Origin of the sequence: Streptomyces sp. NPDC059874, from assembly GCF_042731135.1 — a bacterium.
Lineage (GTDB): Bacteria > Actinomycetota > Actinomycetes > Streptomycetales > Streptomycetaceae > Streptomyces.
Window position 1 is genome coordinate 1 of the sequence record NZ_JBHWJY010000148.1, and the last position, 10,264, is coordinate 10,264.

The 10,264-nt window shown below is 70.5% G+C and carries 10 protein-coding genes; 7 read left to right on the forward strand and 3 right to left on the reverse strand.

Features of this window, described 5'->3' with window-relative positions; translation table 11 throughout:
• Positions 1–110 precede the first annotated feature (110 nt).
• Positions 111–884 carry a prepilin peptidase gene (locus ACFV9H_RS40470; protein ID WP_385408843.1) on the forward strand — a complete coding sequence of 258 codons (774 nt, stop codon included), beginning with the start codon at positions 111–113 and terminating at the stop codon, positions 882–884.
• Positions 885–1,015: 131 nt separating this feature from the next.
• Here the strand turns inward: ACFV9H_RS40470 and mgrA are convergent, their stop codons facing one another.
• Entirely contained in the window at positions 1,016–2,053 is a 1,038-nt protein-coding gene (gene mgrA / locus ACFV9H_RS40475; protein ID WP_385408845.1) for an L-glyceraldehyde 3-phosphate reductase, read from the reverse strand.
• Positions 2,054–2,187: 134 nt separating this feature from the next.
• Between mgrA and ACFV9H_RS40480 the strand changes: the two genes are divergently transcribed.
• The 5 genes from ACFV9H_RS40480 to ACFV9H_RS40500 all read left to right on the forward strand — a co-directional run bounded on the left by ACFV9H_RS40480 (position 2,188) and on the right by ACFV9H_RS40500 (position 7,875).
• Positions 2,188–2,949, forward strand: a complete 762-nt coding sequence (locus tag ACFV9H_RS40480) for an isoprenyl transferase (protein ID WP_385408847.1) — start codon at positions 2,188–2,190, stop codon at positions 2,947–2,949.
• Between the two features lie 365 nt (positions 2,950–3,314).
• Complete coding sequence (locus ACFV9H_RS40485) at positions 3,315–4,631, forward strand: PhoH family protein (RefSeq protein WP_385408849.1); 1,317 nt, start codon at positions 3,315–3,317, stop codon at positions 4,629–4,631.
• A gap of 415 nt (positions 4,632–5,046) precedes the next feature.
• Positions 5,047–5,739, forward strand: coding sequence for a transglycosylase SLT domain-containing protein (locus tag ACFV9H_RS40490; protein ID WP_385408851.1), 693 nt, complete (start codon positions 5,047–5,049; stop codon positions 5,737–5,739).
• A 121-nt stretch (positions 5,740–5,860) separates the two neighbouring features.
• A complete protein-coding gene (locus tag ACFV9H_RS40495; RefSeq protein ID WP_385408853.1) occupies positions 5,861–7,195 on the forward strand; it encodes an AI-2E family transporter in 1,335 nt (444 codons plus the stop codon).
• A complete protein-coding gene (locus tag ACFV9H_RS40500; protein ID WP_385408855.1) occupies positions 7,192–7,875 on the forward strand; it encodes a hypothetical protein in 684 nt (227 codons plus the stop codon). The genes ACFV9H_RS40495 and ACFV9H_RS40500 overlap by 4 nt, the downstream gene beginning before the upstream one ends.
• A 62-nt stretch (positions 7,876–7,937) precedes the next feature.
• Here the strand turns inward: ACFV9H_RS40500 and ACFV9H_RS40505 are convergent, their stop codons facing one another.
• Together ACFV9H_RS40505 and ACFV9H_RS40510 are read right to left on the reverse strand one after the other, a co-directional pair.
• On the reverse strand, positions 7,938–8,477 hold the full coding sequence (locus ACFV9H_RS40505; RefSeq protein ID WP_385408857.1) for an alkyl hydroperoxide reductase: 540 nt from the start codon (positions 8,475–8,477) through the stop codon (positions 7,938–7,940).
• A gap of 3 nt (positions 8,478–8,480) precedes the next feature.
• A complete protein-coding gene (locus ACFV9H_RS40510) occupies positions 8,481–9,035 on the reverse strand; it encodes a peroxiredoxin (RefSeq protein ID WP_385408859.1) in 555 nt (184 codons plus the stop codon).
• Positions 9,036–9,170: 135 nt separating this feature from the next.
• Here ACFV9H_RS40510 and ACFV9H_RS40515 point away from each other — a divergent pair, with 135 nt between their 5' ends.
• The gene (locus ACFV9H_RS40515) at positions 9,171–10,151 is read left to right on the forward strand and encodes a hydrogen peroxide-inducible genes activator (protein ID WP_385408861.1); all 981 of its coding nucleotides are present in this window, start codon (positions 9,171–9,173) and stop codon (positions 10,149–10,151) included.
• The last annotated feature ends 113 nt before the right edge of the window (positions 10,152–10,264 follow it).

Consider the following 10,264-nt stretch of genomic DNA (forward strand, 5'->3'; position numbering starts at 1 on the left):
CGCACCCCAACCGTCCGCGGCGCGCCCGGCCCCAAACCCCCCGGGCGCCTTCAAAAATTTCCGCCGCGGGGTCTGGGGCGGAGCCCCAGGAACCCGGCTACCGTCGCCGGATGGGTGTCGTCCTCATCGTCCTCGCCGCCGGCTACGGCGCCACCGCCGGCCGGCTGCTGCCGCGCGCCGCGTACCGGTTCTCCGTCGAGCCCGGAAAGCCCTGGCGTGACCGCTGCCCCGAGGGGCACCCGCTGCGCGGCTGGCTCGGGCCGGCGCGCTGCCGGGTTCCCGCAGGGGTCCTCGCGCAGGGCCCGGACACCCCGCCGCCCGCGCCATCGGCCCCGCACGGGTACGGGAGCCGTGCCATCCCCCTCGTCGCCCTCACCGGGGCGGTCTGCGCCGCGCTCGCGGCAGCCGTCGGGCCGCGGCCCGAGCTGGCGGTGTACCTCGGGCTCGCCCCGGCGCTGGTGCTGCTCGCCCGGGTCGACCGGGCCGTGCACCGGCTGCCCGACGTGCTGACCCTGCCGCTCGCCGGCGCGGCCGCCGCCGGGCTCGGGGCGGCCGCCCTGCTGCCCCGAGCCGGAGGCGACTGGCGCGGCGCGCTGCTCGGGGGCGGCGCGCTCGGGGCCGCGTACCTGCTGCTGTTCCTGATCAACCCGGCCGGGATGGGCTTCGGCGACGTCAAGCTGGCGCTCTCGCTGGGGGTCGCTCTTGGGTGGTACGGGTGGGGGGTATGGGTCGCGGGGGCCTTCCTGGGCTTCCTCTACGGGGCCCTGTACGGGCTGGCCCTAGTGCTGCGGGGCCCCGAGGCCCGGAAGCGGGCCTTCGCCTTCGGCCCCTTCATGGCCGCCGGCGCGCTCACGGGAGTGCTGCTGGGCGGCTTCGGAGCGTAATCGTGTCGCGGCAATGCACGCATCACGCTTTACGAAGGGTTATGGTGGAACCCCCCCCTCGGGCCGGTCCGTATCCCCCCCACGGACCGGCCCGTTTTTTGTTCCCAGTGCCCCGCGCGCATACGCGCAGGTCAGCTGCGTTGAGCCCAGATGTTCGTGCCGGGCGTGGACACCGCGAAGGAGTCGATCTCCTTCAGTTCGGCCTCCGACAGGGGGGCTCCGGCCAGCGCCGCCACGTTTTCTTCGAGCTGTTTCACGCTCGACGCGCCGATCAGGGCCGAGGTCATCCGCTCGTCGCGCAGCACCCACTTCAGCGCCAGCTGGGCGAGGGACTGCCCGCGCCGCACGGCGATCTCGTTGAGGCCGTTCAGGCGCCGTACGACGTCCTCCGACAGCAGCGCCGGGTTCAGGGACTTGCCCTGGGTGGCCCGCGAGCCCTCCGGGATGTCCTTGAGGTACTTGCCCGTCAGCAGCCCCTGCGCGAGCGGCGCGAAGGAGATGCAGCCCATGCCGGCCTCCTCCAGGGTGTCGAGCAGGCCGTCCTCCTCCGTCCAGCGGTTGATCATGGAGTAGGAGGGCTGGTGGATCAGCGGCCGCACGCCCATGTCGCGCAGGATCCGCGCCGCCTCGGCCGTCTGCTCCGCGGTGTAGGAGGAGACGCCGACGTAGAGCGCCTTGCCCTGCTGGACCGCGGACGCGAGGGCGCCCATGGTCTCCTCCAGCGGGGTCTCCGGGTCGAAGCGGTGCGAGTAGAAGACGTCGACGTAGTCCACGCCCATCCGCTTCAGGGAGGCGTCGAGCGAGCCGAGCAGGTACTTGCGGCTGCCCCACTCCCCGTACGGCCCCGGGTGCATCAGGTAGCCGGCCTTGGTGGAGAGGACCAGCTCCTCGCGGTAGGACGCGAAGTCCTGCGCGAAGATCTTGCCGAAGTTCAGCTCGGCCGAGCCGGGGGGCGGGCCGTAGTTGTTCGCCAGGTCGAAGTGGGTGACGCCCAGGTCGAAGGCCCGGCGCAGGATCGCACGCTGGGACGCGAGGGACTTGTCGTCGCCGAAGTTGTGCCAGAGGCCGAGGGAGATGGCGGGGAGCTTGAGGCCGCTGTGGCCGGTGCGCCGGTACTCCATGGAGTCGTAGCGCGAGGGTTCTGCCCGATAGGGATTGGTATCAGTCACGTTGTCCTCCCTATCACGGAGTTGTGACAGACCGAGTTGGGTACCCCATCCCGGCGCGCAGTAATGTGGCGGACTCGGGGGAGGGACCGCACCGCATTTCGCACGGGGGCATTGCACGGAGGGGCTGGAAGATCGTGAAGCTGCGCGACCTGGTGTACAGGCTCTACGCACGCCGGGTGGAAGGCCGCCTCGACCATGACGCGGCGCCCAAGCACATCGGCGTCATCCTGGACGGGAACAGGCGCTGGGCGAAGGCGGCCGGGAGCACGACGGAGCAGGGCCACCAGGCCGGTGCCGACAAGATCTCCGAGATGCTGGGCTGGTGCACCGAGACGGACGTCGAGGTCGTCACCCTGTGGATGCTCTCCACCGACAACCTGGACCGGCCCGAGGTCGAGCTCCGCCCGCTGCTCAACATCATCGAGAACACCGTACGGGGCCTCGCCGCGGACGGTCGCTGGCGCGTCCACCACGTGGGCAACCTCGACATCCTGCCCGCCCGGACGCAGACCGTCCTCAAGGAGGCCGAGCAGGCCACGCACGACATCGACGGGATACTCGTCAACGTCGCCGTGGGCTACGGCGGCCGCCAGGAGATCGCCGACGCGGTCCGCTCACTGCTGCTGGAGCACGCGCAGAAGGGCACCTCCTTCGAGGAGCTCGCCGAGATCCTGGACATCGACCACATCGCCGAGCACCTCTACACGCGCGGCCAGCCCGACCCGGACCTGGTGATCCGCACCAGCGGCGAGCAGCGGTTGTCCGGATTCATGCTCTGGCAGAGCGCGCACTCCGAGTACTACTTCTGCGAGGTCTTCTGGCCGGCCTTCCGCAAGGTCGACTTCCTGCGGGCCCTGCGCGACTACGCGGCCCGCCACCGGCGCTACGGCACCTGAGGCCCATTTCCTTCCCCGCTGCCCCGAGGCGTCCGACGGCACCTCGGGGCAGCGGCATGTCGTCCCGCACTTCCCCCGGGACCCTTCCCCCGGAACCCTTCACCAGGGATTCACCGAGCGTCCGTCATATGCCATGGCATGGCCTGGCCTGATCGGGGAATATCCCTTTCAGGTCGATGCCCGATCCACGGGTGTCGAGTCTCAGCGGACGGCATGGGGTCGTCCGCCCGGGAGGCCCTTTGCACCAGGACGCACGTGCGGTTCGCACGGACGAAGTGGGAGGGCCGGAAATCGGCCCCGGCATGGGTGCCGATGACCGGTCCGGTCTTCATGGCCCGACCTCTTCCGAGGGGGTACGTCCTTCCGTGGTGACCAGCACAAAGCGCCGCCTGCCCGACAGGCGGACCTACGTCCTCGACACCAGCGTCCTGCTGGCAGACCCCAACGCGATCTCCCGCTTCGACGAGCACGAGGTCGTGCTCCCGATCGTGGTGATCACCGAGCTGGAGGCCAAGAGGCACCATCCCGAACTCGGCTACTTCGCGCGCCAGGCCCTGCGCCTGCTCGACGACTTCCGGGTTCGCAACGGTCGCCTCGACGCCCCCATCCCACTGGGCGATCTGGGCGGCACCCTGCGCGTCGAGCTCAACCACTCCGACCCGGGTGTCCTGCCCGCCGGCTTCCGATTGGGGGACAACGACTCGCGCATCCTCGCGGTCGCCCGCAACCTCCAGGCCGAGGGCTACGACGTCACGGTGGTCTCGAAGGATCTCCCACTGCGCATCAAGGCCTCCTCGGTGGGGTTGATCGCCGAGGAGTACCGCGCCGAGCTCGCGATCACCGACGCGGGTTGGACCGGCATGAGCGAGCTCGCCCTCTCCGCGGAGCAGGTCGACCTCCTCTACTCCGAGGACCGGCTCTACGTACCGGAGGCCGCGGAACTGCCCGTGCACACCGGACTGGTCCTGCAGTCCGAGCGCGGGAAGGCGCTCGGCCGGGTCACGGCCGACGGCAACGTCAAGCTCGTACGGGGCGACCGCGAGGCCTTCGGGCTGCACGGCCGCAGCGCCGAGCAGCGCATCGCACTGGACCTCCTCCTCGACCCCGAGATCGGCATCATCTCGATGGGCGGCCGGGCCGGCACCGGAAAGTCGGCGCTGGCGCTGTGCGCGGGCCTGGAGGCCGTGCTGGAGCGGAGGCAGCATCAGAAGGTGATGGTCTTCCGGCCGCTGTACGCGGTGGGCGGGCAGGACCTCGGCTATCTGCCCGGGGACGCCTCCGAGAAGATGAGCCCCTGGGCGCAGGCGGTCTTCGACACCCTCTCGGCGGTGGCCGGGCGGGAGGTCATCGAGGAGGTGCTGAACCGCGGGATGCTGGAGGTCCTGCCGCTCACGCACATCCGCGGCCGCTCGCTGCACGACGCCTTCGTGATCGTGGACGAGGCGCAGTCCCTGGAACGGAACGTCCTGCTGACCGTTCTGTCCCGAATCGGTGCGAATTCGCGGGTTGTTCTCACCCACGACGTGGCCCAGCGGGACAACCTCAGGGTCGGCCGGTACGACGGAGTCGTCGCCGTGGTCGAGAAACTGAAGGGGCATCCGCTCTTCGCCCACGTCACGCTGAACCGCTCCGAGCGCTCGCCGATCGCCGCCCTCGTCACGGAGATGCTCGAATCGCTGTAACCGGCAGACAGGGGTAAAACGCCCATAGCGGGAAAGGAAGTTGGCGCCGCCCGGCAAAGGCCCGAGAGCCTAGCCGGGCGGCGTCGTGCTGCACAGGCCTTTGGTGAAAACAGCGGCGACATGCCAGGTGTGACCTTTCCCACGCAACGGAGAATTGCCTTGCGGCGTCGAGGTCCGGCAGAGTCTGGTTTCCGTCAGGCCCCGCATACGGCACACCTGTATCTCCCGTGAGGTACGCGCAGCACCACAACTCCAGAGCCGATTGCCGTATGCCGCCCGGAGTTTCAAGCGGCAGCCCCCGCGAGGGAGCTGCCCACGGGCCCGCGCCTCCAGTGACCGAAGCACCACGGAGGCCAGCGTCGAGGGCAACTTTGCGCCCGCGCGGTCACTGCGGACGCTGCTGGAAGGACACCGTGTGAGCCGGATCTCGGTCCGGGGGTTCGCAGTGGCTTCGGCCACCGCGGTCACCACCGTCGGCGCAGTCGTGGGCGTTGCCACCGGCGACCCCTCGAACGATCTCGAAACGACAGCGTCCGGCGCGACTCTCCTCACTGACATCCCGGTCGGCGATCACGCATCGGTCCAGAACGGGTCCCTGACCCAGCAGGCCGACAGCATCGCCTACGCCGCCGACGCCGACGCCAACCGTGCGGCGGCGGAGGCAGCCCGTCTGCAGGCCGCCGAGGACGCCAAGGCCAAGAAGGCCGAAGCGCAGAAGGCCGCGGAGGAGAAGGCGCGGAAGGACCGCGAGGCGAAGGAAGCGGCCAGCCGCTCCGCCACCCGCAGCGCCGGCGACTTCGCCGTGCAGAGCTCCTACACGGTCGCCCAGGTCAAGGCCATCGCCCAGCAGATGGTCCCGGCCGGTCAGTTCCAGTGCTTCTCCAACATCATCAACCAGGAATCCACCTGGAACTACCTGGCGGTGAACAAGTCCTCGGGTGCCTACGGCCTCGTCCAGGCGCTCCCGGGTTCGAAGATGGCCTCGGCCGGTGCCGACTGGCGCACCAACCCCGCCACGCAGATCAAGTGGGGCCTGAACTACATGGAAGACCGCTACGGCAGCCCCTGCGCCGCCTGGAACTTCCACCAGGCCAACGGCTGGTACTAGGCACCACCGCCGCCGCACCACGCGCTCAACCCCGAAGAGCCCCGCACCGTCCTACGGTGCGGGGTTCCTCGCGTGTACGGTCGTCGGGGTGTGACCGCCGGGGCGGGGGGAAGGGAAAGACATGTCGAAGAGGGCAGGCTGGCTCGGCCGGCTGGGGAGCAGGCTGAACCGGATGGAGGCGGCGCTCGACGAGCGGCGCGCCGAAGTCGCGGCCGAGGCGAGAGGCGACCGCCCGGGCCCCGCCGTGCCGCCCGAGCCCGCGCCGCCCGTACCCGTGCGGGCCCCGGCCGCGGCGCCGGCCCCCGTCGCCCTCCCCGAGCGCCCCGATCCGGTGAGCGTGGTCCCGTGGGGCGTGCGCGTGGCCGGCGAGTTCAGCTGGCGGCTGCTGCTCCTCGCCGGGATGCTCTGGGTGCTGATGAAGGTGATCAGCGAAGTCCGCCTGGTGGTCCTCGCCTTCGCCGCCGCCATGCTCGTCACCGCGCTCCTGCAGCCCTTCGTGGTGCGGCTGCGCCGCCTCGGCATGCCGCGCGGACTCGCCACCGCCGTCACCGCGATCCTCGGATTCGTGGTCATCGGACTCGTCGGCTGGTTCGTGGTCTGGCAGGTCATGGAGAACCTCGACGACCTCTCCAACCGGGTCCGCGAGGGCATCAACGAGCTCAAGACCTGGGCACTGGACAGTCCGTTCCACGTGACCGAGAAGCAGATCAACGACATCGCGAAGAACCTCAGCGAGACGATCGGCACCAACACCGAGCAGATCACCTCCGCCGGCCTGCAAGGCGTGACGGTGCTCGTCGAGGTCCTGACCGGCATCCTGCTCGCGATGTTCTCGACGCTCTTCCTGCTCTACGACGGCAAGCGCATCTGGACCTGGGTGCTCGGCCTGGTCCCGGCCGCCGCCCGGCCCGGTGTGGCGGGCGCCGGCCCGCGCGCCTGGCGCACGCTGACCGCGTACGTGCGGGGCACCGTGCTCGTCGCGCTCATCGACGCCGTCTTCATCGGCCTCGGGCTCTACTTCCTCGACGTGACGATGGCCGTGCCGCTCGCCGTCTTCATCTTCCTGTTCGCCTTCATCCCGCTCGTCGGCGCGGTGATCTCGGGCGCCCTCGCGGTGGTCGTGGCGCTCGTGACGCAGGGCCCGGTCGTCGCCCTCGCGGTGCTGGCCGTGGTGCTCGCGGTGCAGCAGATCGAGGGGCACGTGCTCCAGCCCTTCATCCTGGGCCGGGCGGTACGGGTCCACCCGCTCGCGGTGGTGCTGTCGGTGGCCGCCGGCGGGATGATCGCGGGCATCGGCGGAGCCGTGGTCGCGGTACCGCTGGTCGCCGTCACCAACACGGCGGTGGGCTACCTGCGGGCGTACTCGCGCGAGCAACTCCACCCGACCGCCGCCCCGGTCGGCCCGGCGCCGCACGGCTCGACGGCCATCGGCCGTGGGGAGGGGCCGCAGGCGTGATCGGGGAGCCCGAGCTCGACGGTGAGTGGCGCGGCGCGGGCCACCCGGCCGAGGAGGCGGTGGCGCCCGAGCCCTTGCCGCGCCGGCCGCGGCCCTGGCTGTGGGCGCTCGGCGGGGCCGTGGTGGCCTCGGCGGTGTGGGCGGGCGTGCCGGCCGCGCAGGATCGATTCACCACGGCGCCGAGGATCTCGTACCGGCACTCCGAGGACCTGTGCCGGGAGGCGCCGCTGGCGATGCTCGCCAAGGTGACCGGGCCCCTTGCGCAGAGGGAGCCCCGGCATGCGGAGAGCCCCGCCCTGGACTGGGCCACCTGCGAGTTCAACGGGGAGTGGTCCGGCCCCCGGGAGCCCGACGGCAAGCTCGCCTACTACGGCCAGGTGCAGGTCGAACTGCACAAGAAGTCCGATCCCGGGCCGGAGTTCGGGGCCGGCCTCGACCGCGATCTGCTCCTCGGCCCGGAGATCGACGAGGTGGCGGAGATCCCCGAGCTGGGGGAGCGGGCGCTGCTCCACGGATACATGCGCGCGTCCAGGCTCCAGGTACTCGACGGCGGAGTGGTCCTCACGATCACCGTCAACTGGATGGGGGACGAGGGGGGCGCCGATGCCGACACCGACGCGTTGGCGTCGGCGGCGATCGAGGACATGCGGGCTCTGCTGGTGGCGCTGAAGAAGAAGTGAACGGGCAGGGCCCCCGCCGCCGGTGACGGCTGCGGGGGCCCTGTTGGTCTTCGTACGGGTGACTACTCGGCGGCCAGGGCCGCTTCCGCGTCGAGGGTGACGGCGACGGCCTGGATCACCGAGGCGATCTTGAAGGCTTCCTGGACCGTCTCGCGGTCGAGGCCGTGCTTGCGCAGGACCTGCTCGTGCGAGTCCAGGCACTGGCCGCAGCCGTTGATCGCGGAGACCGCGAGCGACCACAGCTCGAAGTCGACCTTCTCCACGCCCGGGTTGCCGATGACGTTCATCCGCAGGCCCGCGCGCAGGCTGTTGTACTCCGGGTCGGAGAGCAGGTGGCGGGTGCGGTAGAAGACGTTGTTCATCGCCATGACCGCGGCGGCGGACTTGGCGGCGGTGTACGCCTCCGGCGACAGGGCCGCCTTCGCCTCCGGCTCCAGCTCACGCAGGACGCGCGGGGAGCGGGCGGCGATCGCGCAGGACAGTACGGTGCCCCACAGCTGCTGCTGCGTGAGGGTGTCCTGGTTCCCGATGACCGAACCGAGGTTCAGCTTCAGGTCCTTGGCGAAGTCCGGTATGGCGGACTTGAGGGAGTCGAGGGACATCCGTCACTCACCGGCCAGCAGGGCGCCGGCGTCGAGGGTGCTCTCGCCCTTGTTCCAGTTGCAGGGGCACAGCTCGTCGGTCTGCAGGGCGTCGAGGACCCGCAGGACCTCCTTGGGGTTACGGCCCACGGAGCCGGCGGTCACCATCGAGAACTGGATCTCGTTGTTCGGGTCGACGATGAACACGGCGCGCATCGGCAGGCCGTCCTCGCCCAGGATGCCGAGGTCGGCGGAGAGCTCGCGCTTGATGTCGGACATCATCGGGAAGGGCAGGTCACGCAGGTCGGCGTGGTCCTTGCGCCAGGCGTGGTGCACGTACTCGGAGTCGAGCGAGAAGCCGAGGACCTGCGCGTCGCGGTCGGCGAACTCCTCGTTCAGCTTGCCGAAGGCGGCGATCTCCGTCGGGCAGACGAAGGTGAAGTCGAGCGGCCAGGCGAAGACGACCTTCCACTTGCCCTCGTACGTCTTGTGGTCGATCTGCGCGAACTCGCTGCCGGCTTCAAGCGAGACGCATGCGGTCAGGTCGAAGGTGGGGAACTGGTCGCCGACAGTGAGCACGCGCTCTCCTTACGGAATGGAAAGTGCCCCTTTTGGGGGATTTCCGAGGGGGTTGGACGGATCTCACATGCTGACACACCTGCATTGATTAAAGAAATAGCTACTCTTGCGGCAGGTGATCGGAGGTACCTATCAGTGGCTGTGGGTAGTAGGGGAACGAAGCAGGCGAAGCAGGCGAAGCAACTGAAGCAACCGAAGCAGCCGACGCTCGCGCAGCTGCGCGCCTTCGCGGCGGTCGCCGAGCACCTGCACTTCAGGGATGCCGCCGCGGCGATCGGCATGAGCCAGCCGGCGCTCTCCGGAGCCGTCTCCGCCCTGGAGGAGGCCCTCGGCGTGCAGCTGCTGGAGCGAACCACCCGCAAGGTGCTGCTCTCCCCGGCGGGGGAGCGGATCGCGGCCCGGGCCCAGGTGGTGCTCGACGCGATGGGTGGGCTGCTGGAGGAGGCCGAGGCCGTGCGCGCGCCGTTCACCGGGGTGCTGCGGCTCGGGGTCATCCCCACGGTGGCGCCGTACCTGCTGCCGACCGTGCTCGGCCTCTTCCACCGGCGCTACCCCGGGATGGACCTCCAGGTGCACGAGGAGCAGACGTCCTCGCTGCTGGACGGGCTGGCCGGCGGGCGGCTCGACCTGCTCCTGCTGGCGGTGCCGCTGGGGGTTCCCGGGGTCACCGAACTCCCGCTCTTCGACGAGGACTTCGTCCTGCTGGCGCCGCGGGAGCACGACCTGGCCGGGCGGCGGGACATTCCGCTGGAGGAACTGCGCGGCCTGCAACTGCTGCTGCTGGACGAGGGGCACTGCCTGCGCGACCAGGCCCTCGACATCTGCCGCGAGGCGGGGCGCACCTCGGGCGCGGACGTCACCACGACCGCCGCCGGGCTGTCCACCCTCGTACAACTGGTCGCAGGGGGACTCGGAGTGACGCTGCTGCCGCGTACCGCCCTGCGGCTGGAGACCGCCCGCAACGAATACCTGGCCACCGGGTACTTCGCCGAACCGGCGCCGTCGCGGCGGATCGCGTTGGCCATGCGGACCGGCACGGCCCGCCAGGAGGAGTTCCGGGCTGTCGCCGCTGCGCTCCGCGAAGCCGTACGCCCGCTGCCGGTGTGGCTGGCCTGACCGAGGCCTCGCCGGCGAGGCTGGATGTGCCGCTGCGCGGCACCCTGGGCTCCGCCCAGACCCGCGCCTCAAACGCCGGCGGGGCTGGAATTGCCCTGCGGGCAATCCAGCCG

What these genes read in the sequence shown, in the direction of transcription:
- ACFV9H_RS40470 (WP_385408843.1), top strand. Translation starts at nt 111, where the DNA reads ATGGGTGTCGTCCTCATCGTCCTCGCCGCCGGCTACGGCGCCACCGCC.
- ACFV9H_RS40505 (WP_385408857.1), bottom strand. Translation starts at nt 8,477, where the DNA reads ATGTCCCTCGACTCCCTCAAGTCCGCCATACCGGACTTCGCCAAGGAC.
- ACFV9H_RS40495 (WP_385408853.1), top strand. Translation starts at nt 5,861, where the DNA reads ATGTCGAAGAGGGCAGGCTGGCTCGGCCGGCTGGGGAGCAGGCTGAAC.